This is a genomic window from Microcoleus sp. N9_A1 (genome assembly GCF_036701795.1).
Lineage (GTDB): Bacteria > Cyanobacteriota > Cyanobacteriia > Cyanobacteriales > Microcoleaceae > Microcoleus.
In genome coordinates this window covers 25,693-43,511 of sequence record NZ_JAUBRI010000028.1, presented here as the reverse complement: position 1 = coordinate 43,511, position 17,819 = coordinate 25,693, and the positions used below count along the sequence as shown (strand labels likewise).

Annotated in this window: 16 protein-coding genes; 9 read left to right on the top strand and 7 right to left on the bottom strand. The window is 44.0% G+C overall.

Features of this window, described 5'->3' with window-relative positions; translation table 11 throughout:
• Positions 1-74: 74 nt before the first annotated feature.
• The gene (gene rnc / locus QUA58_RS15090; protein ID WP_333394650.1) at positions 75-845 is read left to right on the top strand and encodes a ribonuclease III; all 771 of its coding nucleotides are present in this window, start codon (positions 75-77) and stop codon (positions 843-845) included.
• 219 nt (positions 846-1,064) lie between these two features.
• Positions 1,065-1,493 carry a DUF1824 family protein gene (locus QUA58_RS15085; RefSeq protein ID WP_194070672.1) on the top strand — a complete coding sequence of 143 codons (429 nt, stop codon included), beginning with the start codon at positions 1,065-1,067 and terminating at the stop codon, positions 1,491-1,493.
• A gap of 231 nt (positions 1,494-1,724) precedes the next feature.
• Here the strand turns inward: QUA58_RS15085 and glgA are convergent, their stop codons facing one another.
• The 5 genes from glgA to QUA58_RS15060 form a co-directional block, all read right to left on the bottom strand.
• On the bottom strand, positions 1,725-3,152 hold the full coding sequence (gene glgA / locus QUA58_RS15080; protein ID WP_333252444.1) for a glycogen synthase GlgA: 1,428 nt from the start codon (positions 3,150-3,152) through the stop codon (positions 1,725-1,727).
• A 598-nt stretch (positions 3,153-3,750) separates the two neighbouring features.
• Positions 3,751-4,575, bottom strand: coding sequence for a S1C family serine protease (locus QUA58_RS15075; RefSeq protein WP_333252446.1), 825 nt, complete (start codon positions 4,573-4,575; stop codon positions 3,751-3,753).
• Positions 4,576-4,926: 351 nt separating this feature from the next.
• Complete coding sequence (gene hemC / locus QUA58_RS15070; RefSeq protein ID WP_333252447.1) at positions 4,927-5,898, bottom strand: hydroxymethylbilane synthase; 972 nt, start codon at positions 5,896-5,898, stop codon at positions 4,927-4,929.
• A gap of 464 nt (positions 5,899-6,362) precedes the next feature.
• Positions 6,363-7,391, bottom strand: a complete 1,029-nt coding sequence (locus tag QUA58_RS15065; RefSeq protein WP_333394648.1) for a hypothetical protein — start codon at positions 7,389-7,391, stop codon at positions 6,363-6,365.
• 392 nt (positions 7,392-7,783) lie between these two features.
• Complete coding sequence (locus QUA58_RS15060) at positions 7,784-8,344, bottom strand: hypothetical protein (protein WP_333252449.1); 561 nt, start codon at positions 8,342-8,344, stop codon at positions 7,784-7,786.
• Positions 8,345-8,533: 189 nt separating this feature from the next.
• On the opposite strand from QUA58_RS15060, the gene QUA58_RS15055 reads away from it, so the two are divergent.
• The 5 genes from QUA58_RS15055 (at position 8,534) to QUA58_RS15035 (ending at position 13,530) form a co-directional block, all read left to right on the top strand.
• Positions 8,534-9,619: a T4 RnlA family RNA ligase gene (locus tag QUA58_RS15055; protein WP_333394647.1), complete on the top strand. Its 1,086-nt coding sequence runs from the start codon at positions 8,534-8,536 to the stop codon at positions 9,617-9,619.
• A 156-nt stretch (positions 9,620-9,775) separates the two neighbouring features.
• Positions 9,776-10,624, top strand: a complete 849-nt coding sequence (locus QUA58_RS15050) for a phosphatase domain-containing protein (protein WP_333394646.1) — start codon at positions 9,776-9,778, stop codon at positions 10,622-10,624.
• Positions 10,625-10,829: 205 nt separating this feature from the next.
• Complete coding sequence (locus tag QUA58_RS15045; RefSeq protein WP_333252453.1) at positions 10,830-11,072, top strand: hypothetical protein; 243 nt, start codon at positions 10,830-10,832, stop codon at positions 11,070-11,072.
• A 135-nt stretch (positions 11,073-11,207) separates the two neighbouring features.
• Complete coding sequence (locus QUA58_RS15040) at positions 11,208-11,792, top strand: Uma2 family endonuclease (protein WP_333252454.1); 585 nt, start codon at positions 11,208-11,210, stop codon at positions 11,790-11,792.
• A 769-nt stretch (positions 11,793-12,561) separates the two neighbouring features.
• The gene (locus tag QUA58_RS15035; RefSeq protein ID WP_333394645.1) at positions 12,562-13,530 is read left to right on the top strand and encodes an IS110 family transposase; all 969 of its coding nucleotides are present in this window, start codon (positions 12,562-12,564) and stop codon (positions 13,528-13,530) included.
• A 59-nt stretch (positions 13,531-13,589) separates the two neighbouring features.
• Here the strand turns inward: QUA58_RS15035 and QUA58_RS15030 are convergent, their stop codons facing one another.
• Both QUA58_RS15030 and QUA58_RS15025 read right to left on the bottom strand, forming a co-directional pair.
• On the bottom strand, positions 13,590-15,125 hold the full coding sequence (locus tag QUA58_RS15030) for a mercuric reductase (RefSeq protein WP_333394644.1): 1,536 nt from the start codon (positions 15,123-15,125) through the stop codon (positions 13,590-13,592).
• Positions 15,126-15,141: 16 nt separating this feature from the next.
• A complete protein-coding gene (locus QUA58_RS15025; RefSeq protein ID WP_333394643.1) occupies positions 15,142-15,873 on the bottom strand; it encodes a TVP38/TMEM64 family protein in 732 nt (243 codons plus the stop codon).
• Between the two features lie 77 nt (positions 15,874-15,950).
• On the opposite strand from QUA58_RS15025, the gene QUA58_RS15020 reads away from it, so the two are divergent.
• Entirely contained in the window at positions 15,951-16,979 is a 1,029-nt protein-coding gene (locus QUA58_RS15020) for an isochorismatase (RefSeq protein WP_333394642.1), read from the top strand.
• 270 nt (positions 16,980-17,249) lie between these two features.
• A complete protein-coding gene (locus QUA58_RS15015; RefSeq protein ID WP_333394641.1) occupies positions 17,250-17,738 on the top strand; it encodes a hypothetical protein in 489 nt (162 codons plus the stop codon).
• Positions 17,739-17,819 lie beyond the last annotated feature (81 nt).

Genomic DNA, 17,819 nt, shown 5'->3' with positions numbered 1-17,819 from the left:
AACCGCAGATAGCAAAAATCCAGTTTATTTGATAAACTAGATTCTCCAAACCTACCGCTATCTGCGGCTATTTCATGTCTACTCCCGCAATAGCCCTTAACTCTGCCCAAAATGACAAGTATCAAACTCCCATGCAATTAACTAACCCAACAAAAGAAATACAAATGACCCTTCCCGAATTCAACAATGACAAACTGCTGCGCCAAGCGCTCACCCATCGTTCCTACGTCAACGAAAATCCCACATTCCGCGAAGCAGACAACGAACGCTTAGAATTTCTCGGCGATGCTTTGCTGACATTTCTCAGCGGCGAATATCTCTACCAGCGCCATCCTGAAATGGCAGAAGATAGACTTACTCGCCGGCGTTCTGCATTGGTAGATGAAAAACAATTAGCCAGATTTGCTACCGAAATCAGTTTAGACTTAAAAATGCGGCTCGGAAAAGGAGCTTTGCGAGAAGGCGGGATTACCAACCCCAATTTGCTCAGCAGCACCTTTGAAGCATTCATTGGCGCTTACTATCTGGACACGGAAGATATGGACAAAGTTCGGGAGTTTGTGTGGCAAATGTTTGATTCTGTTCCCGAAAATGTTGTGGAAACGCGATCGACTGTAGACTCGAAAAATCGCTTTCAAGAATGGGTACAAGCCAACGGTGACACGACTCCCCCCAAATACGTGACAGTCCAAGAAGGAGGCACACCCCACAAGCCGGAATTTCTCGCTAAAGTGTATGTTGCAGAGAAACTCTATGGAGAAGGTAAAGGCAAAAGCAAAAAAGATGCTGAGAAAAATGCGGCTGAAGATGCGCTAGCAAAGCTGAAAAAACGCGGACTGATCTAAACTTGAAAACATTGGTAAAAACTACTAGCTTTTTTGTGGGATTCCGGCGTTGGCGCAGCCCTCGAAGACGATCGCCCAAAATGATTTCCCGATCCACAATTAGGCTATAATCAGGGCTGGCGCGACTGTTACCACCGTCGATCGAGGGTTGCAATAGCAGAAATTCGTTGACGAGTGCCAGATTGTCGATCGTACTTTTGGTAAATATCAGAGCAATTCATGTCTACTCAAAACCCGACTACCCTGACTGTTGAAGCAGCACAGCAAATCCTCAAAGATTTTACTTGTCTGGATATGCAATCTGTAGCGTCGCCGCTGGAAAAACAGGCGTTACGTCAAGCGATTTTGCTAGTAGCAAGTTTGTCGGATTATCAAATGCTGGGAGTTTGCGCTGCTTCGACGGATGAGGGTTTTTTAGCTTTAGAAACTTATTTGAAAGCTTTCGGATATCAAGCTGTTTTAGATCCAAATACTGGTTCGACCTTTACCGGTTCGGTTTATATTAAGTTCAATACTTTGAAGGGTTCCTATTATGTTGATGGTTATCCGGGAACTTACCGAGGAGTTTTAGTGTCGTGTCAATTTTCCTCGGAAGATGGAGTTAGCGGGACTTACGGCCATTTACCTCTCGATTTATTTGTTGATTAATTGGGCATTGGGCATTGGGCATTGGGCATCGGGGATTGGGCATTGGGGATTGGGGATTGGGCATTGGGCATTGGGCATCGGGCATTGGAGCAAAAAACTAACAACTAACAAAGAACAAATAACAAATAACAAATAACAACAGTCAACAGCCAACAGCCAACAGCCAACAGCCAACAGTCAACAGTCAACAGTCAAATGTCAACTGTCAACTGTCAACTTACTCATTACCAATTAACCCTTACCACCGCTCAATTCGGGTTCTGGTTCCGGTGCGTTTTCTTCGGGCGATATCCCCAAAATGTCGCTGTACAAATTGACATATTTCTTGGCAGAAATATCCCACCCAAAATCTTCTCTCATGCCGCGCTGTTGCAGTTCTTTCCACTTATCTTTGTAGCGGAAACCTTCCCAAGTTCTGATCATGCAGGTGAACAAATCGAGGGGTTCGTAGCGATCGAAACAGTAACCAGTACCAGTATTGTCGATCGGGTTATTGTGGGAAACGGTATCAACTAAACCGCCGGTGCGGCGCACCATTGGGACGCAGCCGTAGCGGAGGGCGAGCATTTGGCTGATGCCGCAGGGCTCGAAACGGCTGGGCATCAGGAAGGTGTCGCAGCCTGCGTAAACGCGACGGGAGAGGGCTTCGTTGTAGAGCAATTGAGTGGACATCCGACCGGGATAGCGGGCTGTCATTTGCCAGAGTTGGGTTTCGTAGTAGCGATCGCCCGTTCCGAGTACAATAAACTGAGCGTCGGTATAGGCCATGAACAGATCGAGCATTTGAATGATCAAATCCAATCCCTTCTGTTCTACCAGCCGCGTCACCATGCCGATTAAAAAGGCACCTTTATTCACTTCCAAACCGACTTCTTCTTGCAGGGCAATTTTGTTAGCTGGGCGCTTTTCTAGCGTATCAACACTGAATTGTTGATGGAGGTACTTGTCAGTTGCTGGGTTGTAAGATTCTGTATCAATTCCGTTCAAAATTCCCGAAACTTTGCCGCCGATGTAAGACAGCAAACCTTCCAAAGTTTCGCCGTAAGCTGGGGTTTTGATTTGCTCGGCGTAGGTTGGCGAAACTGTATTTACGCGATCGGCAAACTGTACTGCTGCAGCCATTGTATTGTGACCTTGCATATACCAAGGACACCAAGTCATCTGTTCCAAACGCCAGCGCCACGGCCCTTGATAAGCTAAATTGTGAATAGTAAAAACCGTGCTGATATCGGGGTCAGGCTTCATCCAAACAGGTATCATCCCCGTGTGCCAGTCGTGACAGTGGATAATCTGGGGTTTCCAGTAATTCCAGGCAAATTCAGCGGCAGCATTAGCAAAAAAAGTGAACCTCCAATCTTCATCTAAACCGCCGTAAACGCGGCGCGGCAAGAAAGATGGATGTTGCAATAAGTATAAAGGTACATCGGTTCCCGCCAAAACACTTTCAAAGACTGAGAAATTTTGGAACATCGCCGCCCCATTCCAAACAGGTTTTTTGGGAACGTCCATTTTGTCGGGAACGAAGCCGTAGTAGGGCATGAAGATGCGGACATCGTGTCCCATGCGCCGCAAAAACTTAGGCAAAGCGCCGACGACATCCCCCATGCCGCCGACTTTGGCGAGGGGTGCAGCTTCGGCGGATACAAATAAAATTCGCATTATTTTTGTGTGTTCCTTGAGATAGTTAGTCTAGATTCAGTTTAAATGGCGAGGGACACAATGTTAACGCAGCGTCCAAAAACAAGTATAAATCTCTATTGTCGGTGGTTAAGCAAAAAATATTAGCGCCCCCTTTAAACAGTTAGTCGAGGCTGTGAAGGAAATATCAAATCTTCAGTCTCAAATATCCAGTCTCAAATCGACTTTAAAGGTAGGAAGTATGGAGTTTCTGCCCTATCGGATACCTGCAGATAGTTGGGATACAAAAACTGCCAATTGCTAGAGCGATCGCACCTACTGTACCTGACTATCTATGTCGCTGGGGCGATCGTGTAAATTATTGTTACAAAAATTCGCACTGTGCGTAAAAATAAAAGGCTTTTTCCTAAATACCTACATCTCCTGAAATTTGGGGAGAAAAAAGCTATGGGGTTTTTATCAAATAACCCGGAACAATCATCCTCACCTCAGCGTTAAATTCAATTAATTGTTAATTTATGGGTGGGGTGGGGGCGGGTTTTGATCATTTGTCGTTTGGTGTCAAATATCTGGGTCAACCCGCCCCTACAAATCTGGAAAATCTATCAACAATTCCCGACTAATTTTGAGAATCTTCCTCAAAAGTTTCCTCAAATCCAGCTAAAAAGTCATCCAAAGCTTCAGAAGCGATCGCCAAATTAATACTATCAGCATCCTCCAATCCCCACACATTCACCCCAACCACTTGACCGGCCATATTAATCAGCGGCCCGCCGGAATTTCCCGGATTAATCGCCGCATCAGTTTGCAACACCTTCACCTCAGCAACCCGATCCTCTTCCTCCCCTTCCTCAGACTCGTCAGGTTCGCGAATTGCACTAATAATACCTTGAGTTAAAGTTGCAGCAAACTGTCCCAAAGGATTACCCACCGCAATTACCCGATCGCCCACTTTCACATCAAAAGATAACTCTAAAGGAGGATGTTCTTGGGGAGATTCCACTTGTTCCCCTGTTTCCGGATCGAAGGTAAAATCGCTAATCAAAAGTAATGCTAAATCTTCTTCAGCATTACCAGTAAACACCACCTCGGCCAATCTCAACTTTCCGTCATTAGTTTCTACTAAAACCTGTTCGATTTCATCTTCTTCATAGAAGTAATCTTCATCCGCAATATCTTCGATAACGTGATAGTTAGTGACAATTATGTCCGGCGATACAAAAAAGCCGCTTCCCGAAGAAATTTCTTGTTCTGTATCCCAATCCATCACGTAAACTGAAACTATCGACGGCAAGATTTGTTCGACGACATCCGAGAAACTTCCTGCTTGAGTTTTGAACTCTTTCAATTGCTGCTGCAAAGCTTTTTGGTCTGCCTGCATTTTGCGATAAAGTTCCTGAACTTTTTTCACTTCCAGCTTTAATTGAGTTGCTCTAGCGCTCATGTTTTTGCCTTTCCCTAAAATAGATTGCTGATTTATTTGGGATGTTTGATTGTAGATTTTGGATTGGTATGTTGACAAGAATCAGACTAAGACCCAAGAAACCCGGTTTTTCCGAAAAATCCTAGGCTTTGCACCTTGGCATCCATCCATAAACCTGGTTTCTCAACAGCAGTCCTCAATTAGTCAGATATTTGTGAAATCATCCGCAATTTTCTCTAAAATTCCCATCAAACACCTAGAAACATACTACTAATTTACTCATTTTTGTCAAAGCGAAACGCCAGTTATTATTTTTAAATAAAAGGCGATATTTCGCGTTTAAAAGCATTGACAAATAAATGCTGAATTGGTTTAGGAACCGCGTTTAACTTCGATAAAAATTTCCTCCAAAATTTCGCTGGCTCCCTGTTCGCGCAGGCGGTGAGCGAGGTCAATTCCCAGCATTTCAGCAGTCTCGGCAGCGCCGGAAACAGTATCTTTGACGAAGCGCTGGCCGTCGAGACTCGATACCATTCCGGTTAAGGTTAATTGACCGTTTTCTATTTTGGTATTGACGCCGATTGGTACTTGACAGCCGCCTTCTAATTCCCGCAGAAATGCGCGTTCGGCATAACATCTTTGGGCGGTTTCCGTATGTTCGAGAGCTTTGATCACTGCCATGATTTCTGTGTCTCCAGCGCGGCATTCGATGCCCAATGCACCTTGTCCGACGGCGTGAAGGGAGATTTCGGGAGCGATAACTTGGTGGATGCGATCACCCATTCCCAATCTTTCCAATCCTGCAACTGCTAAAATAATGGCGTCGTAACCGCCATCATCTAATTTAGCGAGTCGAGTATTGAGATTGCCGCGAATATCTTTAAATTCAAAATGAGGGAAATGGTGCCGCAGTTGAGCCAGCCGCCGCAGGGAAGAAGTGCCGATTACGGAACCTGCGGGGAGGGTATCTAGTTGCTTGTCTTTGTGCTTGGAGTGAACTACCAAGGCGTCAGCGGGATTTTCCCGTTCGGTGACGCATCCTAAAATTAAACCTTCGGGCAAATTGGTAGGTAAATCTTTGAGGGAATGAACGGCAAAGTCCGTTTCATTGTTGAGCATCCCCGTTTCTAATTCTTTGGTGAAAAGTCCTTTGTCGCCGATTTTAGCGAGGGCGACATCAAGAATTATGTCCCCTTGGGTGGACATGGTGTGGACTTCAAAAGTGTGTTCCGGGAAGTGTTTCTGTAGCTGTTCTTGCACCCAGTGGGTTTGCACTAGAGCGAGTTGGCTTTTGCGGGAACCGATGCGGACGGTTCGGGAGGGGGCAGATGTGGTTGGGGACATAAGATCGATTGGAGGATAGCTTGAAATCAGCCAATATATTGACCTGATCTAGCGTACCGCAGGTGGGGACTTTAATTGCTGGTTGGCACAATTAGGGGGATAAAACTGAGCCGATCGACCTGGAGAGCGAAAGGCAGCCGACGCTGTATGATTTGCCTAGGGTCGATCGGGCCTAAGCTGGTGCAAGCTGAAGAGTTTGCTCCCAGGTTGCAGGATTTGAGGAGAGAAATGTGGGAATAAGGGGAAAAGGGCAATGTAATTGCGATCGAACTTCTCAAGCCACCTAATAGCTTACCATCAACAGTGGACTTATTGCATAAATCACAAGTTCGATCGGTCAACCGCAGATGCCAGAAAGATAAACACCGATGGACGCAGATAATTTCTAGATTCTTTGCGAAAAAAGGCAATTCAAGTCTAGTGATAGCTATTACCAAATCTCAAATTTAAAATCTAAAATAGTATTAACGTGACCCAGCTTGAAGTGCAGAATTTGCTATTCCAACAACTGCTGACTGCCTTCCATTTTTGAGACTTACTCGGTAAAGTACACCCAGCCTTTGCCACTCTACATAAGAAATGCAGTAATTACCACAAGTCTGGAAATAAATTCCCCTCATTCCGCCTGCTAATTCAATGCTTCTATAAGTATCCCTAGGCAATTGCGATGGAGGCGAAAACGGTTCATTTTTTTTAGCTGTGATTGTGCCAAAAGCACAAGCTCCGCCGCGGCAGTCTTTGCCTAAATACATTTCAACAATGTAACCGTGGGAGCCAGCTTGCACATCAAAATCAAGTTGCTGAGTGTCAGATAAAGGAAGTAGGCTCGGTAGAAAAACAGGTACTCGTGTTTTGCCTTTGATTTGCTGAGAAATGTTACTTACTGGAAAACGAGTATTAGCTTGATTTGTACCTGAATTGTTGGGAATTGGGGGAAATTTTTGGACAAAGTTTCTCCATTGTACAACTCTAGTTTTCTCAACGTTCAGAGTAGGAATAGAATATTTTTCTACAGCAACAGATGGCTGGCCGCCTGGAAGGTCGAAATTGCGGCGAATTACTGTAATTTCTGGTTTCCCTAACCCGTAAGTTGTGGCTGTGGTACGGGCGAGATTGCAGCTAATTTTGAAGTTTCCCATGTCAATGTTGCCATTGGCGGCTCCGTATGACCAATTGTAACCGGCCCAAGTGCGATCGCGATCGCACAAAAAACGCGAAATCTCAAACATCTTGGCAATATGAACATCGTACAACCGCAACTTGGAGCTGCCGGCAGATTGTGTAGTATTGCGATCGGGCACAATAAATTGGGCGGATTGCCAGCCATCTTGAGAAGTATAATTAAACCAGCGAATTTCTGTGATTTGCGTTTCTGTCCTTGCTAGGGCTGAGTATGGTATCAAAACTGCGTTAGCGAAGCCATCGAAGAGGATCGTCAAAGCAGTAACCACACCAACAACAATCGCCCCAAATAGCCATCTTCCCCTCATCATAATTTCCCTCCAAGTAGATAAGTATAACAAACCATATTACATTCGGCTGCGGCTTGCTGTCGGTTAACATTTATAGCCTTTCTAAAACAGGTGAGAAGTCAATCGATTTTAAATTTAAGATACTTCGATTTCGCCCTACAAGTTTTAGATTAATGGATTGAGAAATTGAAGGATTGACTGCTCATATCCTGTCCGGTAGATTACCACCATAAAAAAGGTTCATAGCGCGGACTAAAGTCCGCATAATGAACAAAATTTTATCGTTGTCAATCGAACTGACTTGATATCAATACCTCATTTTTCACTCTAACTGCCATATCATACAATAACAGTAAGATACGCCCAAAAGACGCACCCTACATAATTATTTCCTGTATTCAAGACTGCAAAACTTAACGTTTTCTCGCTAAAATAGCAGAATTAGCTGTTAAAATTAAATCCGATTCTCCTCCGTTTTTAATTGATATGGTATACATAAACCCCTGGTTTTTCCACTGAATAGATGCCGTGCAGTAAGCACCGCAACCGTTGTGAAAAACTCCGTTCATTCCGCCGGCAAGTTTAACATTTTTTAAAGTCTTAGTTACCCCTTCTACTTTCTTAGAAAATTCACCGCCTTTTTGAGCTCGAACTTCCCCAAAATTGCAAGCTCCCGCACCCCGGCAATTTGCTGTATAATCTATTGAAATAGCATAGCTATTTGGTTGCGCTTGGCTGTAATAGTAAAGCTTCCGCGAAACAATAAGCCGAGTGGGAATAAAAATCGGCACTTGTGTTTTGCCTTTTAATTTTGCCAAGATTTGACTTACCGGGACAGCAGTACCCGCTACAGCCACAGATTGGGTTTCCGGCAACCGCTGCGACAATTCGCCCGCACCCAAAACTCGCGATACAGGTACTAAAGCAGTCAACACGCACGCAGCAGTCGCCAAAAGTAATAATTTATTGTTCACTGTTTTTGTCCTAGATGTTGAAACATTCCCTTTTTGTCCCCAACTGCATTCACCTATTTACAACGATACTCCACAATACAAAAATCATCAGATGGCTCCCAGAAAAAATAGTTTAATTTTTGTTTACAAATTCGCCAAAATATACAGTTGCCGATAAAATAGAGCAAGCGACAAACTTAGGAGTCGAACGTGGAACTGCAAGAGTATTTACGCCAGCACGGATTGGAAACTTTGTGCGAAACTTATCATATCAAAGTTACCCGCCACCGCCAATACCCCAATCTAGTCTGTTTGAAATACTCGCAGATAGAATCTCCCCTGGGAGAAAAAATAGTCCAGCAGTGCCGCGGTATTATTTTAGATGAGTCTCAAGATTGGCAGATTGTTTCTTATCCCTACGACAAATTTTTTAATTACGGGGAAGGCCACGCCGCGGCAATTGATTGGAGTAGCGCCAAAGTTTACGAAAAACTAGACGGTTCTCTGATTACCATGTATTTTTATCAGGGAGAATGGAGAGTTCAATCTAGCGGTACTCCCGACGCAGCCGGCGAAGTTAACGGTTTTGGATTCAGCTTTGCGGAACTGTTTTGGAAAGTCTGGAAAGAATTAGGCTATGAATTACCGGAAGCAAGCGATGAGTGTTTTATCTTTGAGTTGATGACACCTTATAATAGAATAGTAGTTCAGCAAAAATACAATGATATCGTGCTGCACGGGGTTCGCAATACTGAAACGTTGCGAGAAACAGATCCCCTTTTTTGGGCAAACAGATATGCCTGGAAAGTAGTCAAATCCTATCCTTTGACTAGCTGGAAAGAAGTTATCGAAGCATCTCAACATTTAGATCCGATGGATTCGGAAGGGTATATTATTTGTGATGCTAACTTCAACCGAGTTAAGGTTAAGTCTCCGCAATATGTCGCGATTTCCCATCTCCGCGAAGGATTTTCGACGCGCAGGATGATCGAAATTGTTTTGACGAATGAAGGAGAAGAGTTTTTAGCTTATTTTCCCGAGTGGATTGATTTGTATCAAAAAGTTAAGAGTAAATATGAATTGTTGGTTCAAGAAATCGAGGAAGTTTACCGACAGCACGAACAGATTGAAGTGCAGAAAGATTTTGCTTTGGCTGTGAAACATTTGCCGTATTCGGGGATTTTGTTTTCTTTGCGAAACCGCAGAGTTACGGGAGTCAAAGAAGCTCTCCGCGATGTTACGATTCATAAAATAGAGGAGTTGTTAGGTTTGGATTACATCCATTTAGGATTGTAAACTAACCGCTCGATGATTTGTAGTCGCATCAAGTAAGATGCGAGTGTACAATTTCCAGCCTCCCCAGTAGGCACAGGTGCGTCGCCATGAGATTGTCGATGAAATTTAGAGATTTTTGAGGGCGACGCACCCTACCAGTTACTATTATTTATTGCAATGAAAAGAGTTGTTGTACTTGTCGGTTTACCTGCTTCTGGAAAATCTCAATTCGCGCGAGACTTGCTGCTGTCTGAGCCTGCAAGATGGGTGCGGACGAATAAAGATTTGTTGAGAGAAATGGCTCATGCTTCTCATTGGTCGCCTGCTAATGAAAAGTTTATTTTGCAGTTGAGAGATACGATTATTTTGATGGCTTTGGAAAGCGGCAAGCACGTAATTGTTGATGATACTAATTTTGGGCCTCATATCGAGCAGATCAAACAGTTGGTGAAGGGGAAAGCTATCGTTGAGGTTAATGATTCTTTTCTGCAAGTTCCGGTGGAGGAATGTATTAAACGGGATTTGAAAAGACTTAATTCGGTGGGGAAAGATGTGATTTTGAAGATGTACAATAAGTATGTGCGGGTTCCTGTTGCGCCGCCGGAATATAACCCGGATTTGCCGGATGCAATTCTTGTGGATATGGACGGTACGCTGGCACTTCTCAATGGTAGAAATCCTTTTGATGCTTCAAAGTGCGATCGCGATTTACCGAATCAGCCCGTCTTAGATACCGTCCGCAAGTGGCAGTCCAGCGCTAATATTATTGTAGTGTCGGGAAGAACCGATGACTGTCAGCCTCAAACTGAACAATGGTTGCAGCAGTATGAGGTGAATTATCACAGTCTTTATATGCGGAAAACTGGGGATATGAGGAAGGATGCAATTATGAAGGAGGAGTTTTACTGGCAGCATATTGCAGGGAAACATAATGTGAGGTTTGTGTTGGACGATCGCCAGCAGGTGGTTGATATGTGGCGAAGCTTGGGATTGACGGTATTTCAAGTAGATGAAGGGGATTTTTAAGGCAGGGTTTGTTTGGGTTTGGCGATCGCAATTAGGTTAACATAGTTAAACGTAAAATGTGACATATCTTAAATGCGCGACATCCAAGAAACCGGGTTTCTGCGATAATCTCAACATCCCCACCAAATTTTACAAAGAAACCGGGTTTCTGACTCTCCACGCGCGAATCTACTTGCAGGATATAATATTACTTGGCAGTTAAATTATGAGAACCAAAATTAAAAAAGAAATTTTACAGTTGGTAGCTCAAAATGATGGTAAGTGGTATTGGTATCAAATTGACCGCTACCTTAGTATCCGTCATCCAGAAACGCCTGGTCCGTACTTTAACGAAATTAAAGCACTTAAAGAAGAAGGATTGATTGATGAGCGGAAATATTCGGGTTCTAAATTTATAGGAGACTGGATGACTGATGCAGGAAGAGCGCGATTACAAGAATTGGGTTAATTGAAAGCAAATTAATTATCTTTATGCTAATGCTAATTCGGTTTGCTATGTCGATTCAAAAGGTTTGTTTACTGCGGGTGATGCTCAAACCAACTTTAATGCTAAAATCAAACTAAGATTGAAAAAAAAATTGTTATGATAGCCATTCCCCAAGCACCCAAAAAAATGACCGTTGAGGAATACCTCGAATGGGAAGCTCAACAAGAGATTCGCCACGAATATGTCAACGGCGAAGTTTTTGCCATGACAGGCAGTACAATTCCTCATAACGATCTTGCACTCAACTTTTACACTGCATTGCGCCCGCATCTGCGTTCCAGAGGCTGTCGGATGAACGTGTCAGATGTGAAATTGCAAGTCAGTTTTCAAAGCCGTTACTACTATCCTGATGTGATAGTCAGTTGCGATCCTGAAGACTTGAATTCCCGCACATTCATTCAGAATCCTAAAATAATTGTGGAAGTTCTCTCCCCTAGTACAAGTGCTAAGGATAGGGATGAAAAATTTACTTGTTACCTGAAAATTCCGACTTTGCAAGAGTATATCTTGATTGATTCACAAAAGATTTTTGTTGAGCGTTACTGTCGGGGAGAAGGCAGAATGTGGCTGTACTATTCTTACAATGCTGGGGAGATTATCACTTTATCAAGTATTGGGTTTGATTTGCCGATCGCACTTTTGTATGAAGGTGTTGGATTTGAAACAGAAACAGAAACGTAAATGGGAATGTTGAAAACCGCACATTTCGTAGGGGCGGGTTCACCGAAATCTCGAACACAAATCGAACAATCTGTTAAACCCGCCCTCCACCGCCCAATTTTACATCAACATTTTATCCCATACATTAAGGCGAGATTTGTATTTGCGATCGGGTGGGGGCGGGTTTGCGAGATTATTCATTTTTCCCAGAGATGGTTGGCGAACCCGCCCCTTGTATCTTAAAAGAGTGAGTCAGGCGATTGCCACCTCATTGATTCGATCATACCGATAATCAGGCGATCGTACCGACAATCAGGAGATCGTACCGACAATCAGGAGATCGTACCGACAATCAGGAGATCGTACCGACAATCAGGCGATCGTACCGATGATCAGGCGATCGTACCGATGATCAGTTGATCGTACCGATGATCAGTTGATCGTACCGATGATCAGTTGATCGTACCGACAATCAGTTGATCGTACCGACAATCAGTTGATCGTACCGATCGACGAAGTGAATCTAAAGAAACAAGGAAAGTTTTGTAGAAACGGTTCTGTAACAGGCGAAAGTGTGAGCAAGAGGACATCAGAAATCGGTGAAGTTGGCCCGCCCCTTAGACTAAACAAGTCTGTTGTGTAGATAAGCTCCCATTACTGATGACAGGCGCACCAAGCTGGACAGTATCTTAGGCTCTCGATCGAACGATCGAGAAAGCCTGCATTCACAAGGTTAGTATTAATTGCCTGTCAAGTTCTTTAATAGATCGGAGTACATGGAGAGCAAATAATGACAACAGTCTTAGGCATAGACATCAGTAAAAAAGACTTTTATGTCTCATTACTGACCGAAAGTCGTGCGACTAAACCCAAAAAGTTTACGAACAATACTCAAGGGTTTGAGAGTTTACATAACTGGCTCAAACAACAAAGTGTAGTCGAACTCCATGCTTGCATGGAAGCCACTAGCATTTACGGCGAAGCCTTAGCCGAATTCCTTTATGGGGTTGGCTTTCAGGTAAGTATCGTCAATCCGGCTCGTATTAAAGGGTTTGCCAAAAGCGAACTTCTGAGAACTAAAACAGACTCCGTAGATGCAGCACTGATTGCTCGTTTTTGTGCGGCGATGAAACCATCATTATGGACACCTACTGCACCCGAAGTCAAGGAATTACAAGCCTTGTTACGGCGACTCGAATCAGTCACAGAAATGATGACGAGCGAACAAAACCGTTTGGAAACAGCTACGCCAACAGTTGCTGCCCTTACCGAGGAACATTTGGACTATCTAAAACAGCAACAACAACTAATCAAAAAACTGATTAGTGACCATTTTGACCAACACCCACATTTAAAACAACAGCGCGAGCTGTTAACCTCAATTCCTGGCATTGGCGATTTAACAGCTTCTATATTATTAGCTGAAATTGGTGATGTTTCCGATTATGATAATGCTCGTCAATTAGCAGCCTATGCTGGTTTAACTCCCAGCGAACGTACTTCTGGGACTTCGGTTAAGGGCAAAACTCGTTTGTCTTGTACCGGAAACGTCCGACTGCGAAAAGCTTTGTATATGCCAGCGGTAGTGGCGATGCGTTATAACCCTTTGTTGAAAGCGATGAGTGAGCGATTATTGGGTCGTGGAAAGGTGAAAATGCAGGTAATTGGTGCTTTGATGCGGAAGTTGGTGCATTTGGCTTTTGGTATTTTAAAGTCCCAAAAGCCTTTCGACCCCAATTATTTGACTGCTACCCCTTGACAGGTCAAGACAGTATCTACGGTTCAATTTTATCTGGTGTTGATTCGGTACATTTCAAATTACCGCGTCCAAGCCAGCCATTTATTGAACAAATTTTTCACAAACGGCGTTAACCGAGTGCGATTGTACGCATCCCCAGCTTTGCGAATTGCTTCCGCTTGCGTCGGATACGGGTGAATTGTGCTAGCAATCTTTCCCAAACCAATATTGTTAACCATTGCCAATGTAATCTCGCTGATCATATCGCCAGCGTGTCGCCCTACAATTGTTGCACCTAATATTTTGTCGCTGCCTTTCTTGACGTGAATTTTCACAAAACCTTCCTCTTCGCCGTCAATAATTGCCCGATCGACTTTATCGAAAGGAATCAAAAATGTATCGACATCAATTCCTTGGGCTTGAATTTCGCGATCGCCCATTCCGACGCGCGCAATTTCCGGATCTGTATAAGTACACCAAGGTATCGTCAAAGCGCTGAGCTTTTTGCGCCCGAAAAACAGAGTGTTTTGAATCACCATTCTCGCGGCAAAATCAGCAGCGTGAGTAAATTTATGCTTCATGCAAATGTCCCCAGCGGCATAAATGCGGGGATTGGTAGTTTGCAAATTGTCATTGACAAATACGCCTTTTTGTGTATCGTATTCTACGCTGACAGATTCCAGATTCAATCCTTCCACATTGGGCGATCGCCCCACACTCACAATAATTTCATCTACTATTACCGATGCTTCCTGGTTTTGCGATTGATAATAAATTACTTTGCCTAAATTTGTTTGCTCAACGCGAGATATTTGGGATTCAAGTATTAGTTGAATTCCTTCCCGCAGAAAAACCTGCTGCACAATTGTCGCAGCATCCGCATCTTCCTCGTCCAAAATATGAGCATTTTTGTGCAGCAACACGACTTCCGAACCCAGCCTGCGAAAGGCTTGAGCCAATTCGCAGCCGATTGCCCCAGCGCCAATTACGGCCAAACGCTGAGGCTTTTGAGTGAGGTTAAATACGGTTTCATTTGTCAAATATCCAGCTTCCTGTAAGCCGGGAATTTGTGGTTGTCGCGCCCTTGCACCTGTGGCAATTACTGCTTTTTTAAAGCGCAGAGTTTGACCGGCCACTTCTATGGTAGAATTGCTAGTGAAACTACCGGAACCTAAGAAAACATCGACTCCTAATTTGTGCTGGTAGCGTTCAACTGAATCCACATCGCTGATTCCCGATCTGATCCGGCGCATCCGTTCCATGACTGCGGCAAAATCTACTTCTGGAGTGTTAGAAACATTAACGCCAAATTTACTCGCATGCCAGATATCGCCGACAGCGCGGGCCGATCGAATCATGGCTTTTGACGGGACACAACCGACATTCAAACAGTCGCCGCCCATCAAATGTTTTTCAATTAAAGCAACTTTTGCGCCCAAACCTGCGGCACCCGCAGCAACAATTAATCCAGCGGGCCCCGCGCCAATTACTACTAAATTATAAGAACTAGCCGGCTGCGGATTCACCCAATCGGGCGGATGCAAATAGGAGACTAATTTCTGGTTGTGTTCGTCCATCGGGGGGACAGTTACGCGATCGACTTTTGACTGCGGCATTCACAAATCCTCCTAATTAAATACTTTCTTCCAAAGCTTTGCTGGCTATGCGAGTGATAAAGACAGTAACAGCGACTGTAGCAAGAAAACTGATAATATTAATCAACCATTTTATGGCGAAATCTTGAGGACTTGCATACAGAGTTTCCGTGCCTATCGCAGCAACCTCTCCCACCAAAGAACCGGAGTAAACGTACATAATTGTACCCGGTATCATGCCAAAGGAACCCAGCACGTAATCTTTCAAAGAAACCTGAGTAATTCCCAGAGCGTAATTCAATAAATTGAAAGGAAATAAAGGACAAAGACGAGTCAAAAAAACTATTTTTAATCCTTGTTGGGAAACAGCGCGATCGAGAGCTTTAAACTTGGGGTGAGATTCCATATATTTTACCACGCGATCGCGGCACAAATAGCGCCCGATCGCAAAAGCAAATACAGCACCTAAAGTCGAAGCCGCAAAGACGTAAACAGAACCCCACCACAAACCAAAAATCGCCCCGCCTCCCAGCGTCAGTACCGAACCCGGTACAAACAGCACAGTAGCCAAGTTGTAAGTAGCTACGAAAGCCACTGGCCCCCACCAGCCTAAATCCTCAATCCGCATTAACAGAGTTCTCAAAACATCTTGAACGTAGGCAGATCTAGTTGCTACAATCAAGAGAGCAAGCAAAAGTGCGATCGAAAAAAACAACACTATGCGTTTAAATTTTACCCTAGCATAATCTTGGATTCGTTCTTTTGCCATGATTAACCCGCAAATATTTATCAGCATTATACTCCAAACTTAAATTATTGCTGTAAACTACCCTACAAGCGATCGTCATGACACCAAAAGCCCAACTTCCAATCCCCGAACATTTTGACCCCAAAAAATTAGGCGAAGTCTGGCGAGTCCCCTACCCAGAACGTGCCGCCCAAGCGAAAAAGTGGGCAAAGCAGCACAGCATCCAGCCAGCATCCAGCGACAAAAACCGCATTTGTTTGCTGATAATCGATGCCCAAAATACCTTTTGTTTGCCCGAATTTGAACTATTTGTTGGCGGACGTTCCGGTAGCGGTGCAGTTGATGACAACCTGCGACTGTGCGAATTTATCTACCGCAATTTAAACGCAATTACAACCATTGCACCCACAATGGACACCCACACCGCCATGCAAATTTTTCATCCAATCTTTTGGATCAATGAAGCAGGCGAACACCCCCTACCCGCCGCAACTTCTATTACACTCGAAGAAGTAGAAAAAGGTATTTGGAAAGTCAATCCCGCCGTCGCCGATAGCATCAGCGGGGGCAATTTTTCAGCACTGGAAAAACAGGCTTGCCACTACGTCAAAAAACTTAGCGCCGATGGGAAATATCCCCTAACAATTTGGCCTTATCACTCGATGTTAGGTGGCATCGGACACGCGCTGGTTTCGGCGGTGGAAGAAGCAATATTTTTTCATACTATAGCGCGCAACAGCCAAGCACTTTTTGAAATCAAAGGCGGGAATCCACTAACAGAAAACTATTCTGTTTTGCAGCCTGAAGTTTTAGATGGATTCGACGGTTATCCGATTGCGGAAAAGAATGCTAAGTTTATTGATAAATTGCTCGATTTTGATGCAGTAATTATTGCCGGACAAGCCAAAAGTCACTGCGTTGCTTGGACAATTGATGATTTGTTAACGGAAATTTTGACGCGAGATCCGAATTTGGCAAAGAAGGTTTATTTGCTGGAAGATTGCACTTCGCCTGTGGTTGTTCCGGGTGTTGTTGATTTTACGGAACAAGCAGATGCAGCTTATCAAAAATTTGCGGCTGCGGGAATGAATATTGTTCAATCTACTGAGTTAATTCTGGGCGATTAAATACGAGTGGTTTCTCTTGGGGTTTTCAGTGGAAAAAAGTATACAGGATTAGGCAGAGGCGGTAATTTTTGTTTGCTTGGCACTCGGCTGCGATCGCATTTAACTGATAGCTTATGATATCATATCGGGTAAGCTGTTACGCATTCAAATTGGAAATTCTGGACAGGCTATAAGCCCGTCCCACAAGAGTTTTATTGATTTTTGACACACAGTTTAAATGTAGAATAGCTTAAATCACTTACGACAGAAGCGTAGTTAAGGAGTTTCCCGATGGCTGAAAGCGAAATTTATAGTGTTGTTCTGTTTCGGGATGCGAGTGTGCGAGCAATTTCAAAACTATCGGTGGCCATAGCCACGACTCTTCTGAGCACAGTTGTAACTGCAACCCAAGCCTACGCAGTTCCAGTTACCTACGATTTCACCATCACTGTTAGCAAAGGCGGGTTAGCGGGCAATTCATTCAACGGTTCTTTCACCTACGATGATGCGAAATTGAAGGGAAAAGGAGTGGAAGAATTGGGAATTGATGAGGGATTAATGACCTGCATGAATTACCTGGGACGCACTTACCGCGAAACCGATGATACCAGTTATCCTACCTTTCCCAAACTCAGATTTGAGGATGGCAAAATCGTGCAACTAAACTTCTGGATTCAGCCGAATCAGCGAGTTAATTGGTGGAATTTACCTGGATGGGAAGTCAAGCTGTCTGAGCCTAAAATGAGCGATTCAACTGTTCCCAATTGTCAAAAACGGTGAGGGGTTGCCAAGGTGTGATCGACCGTAAGAATATAGGAGGAATTAGATGCAACTGCCTACGCTTACGGTAATTTCATGCAG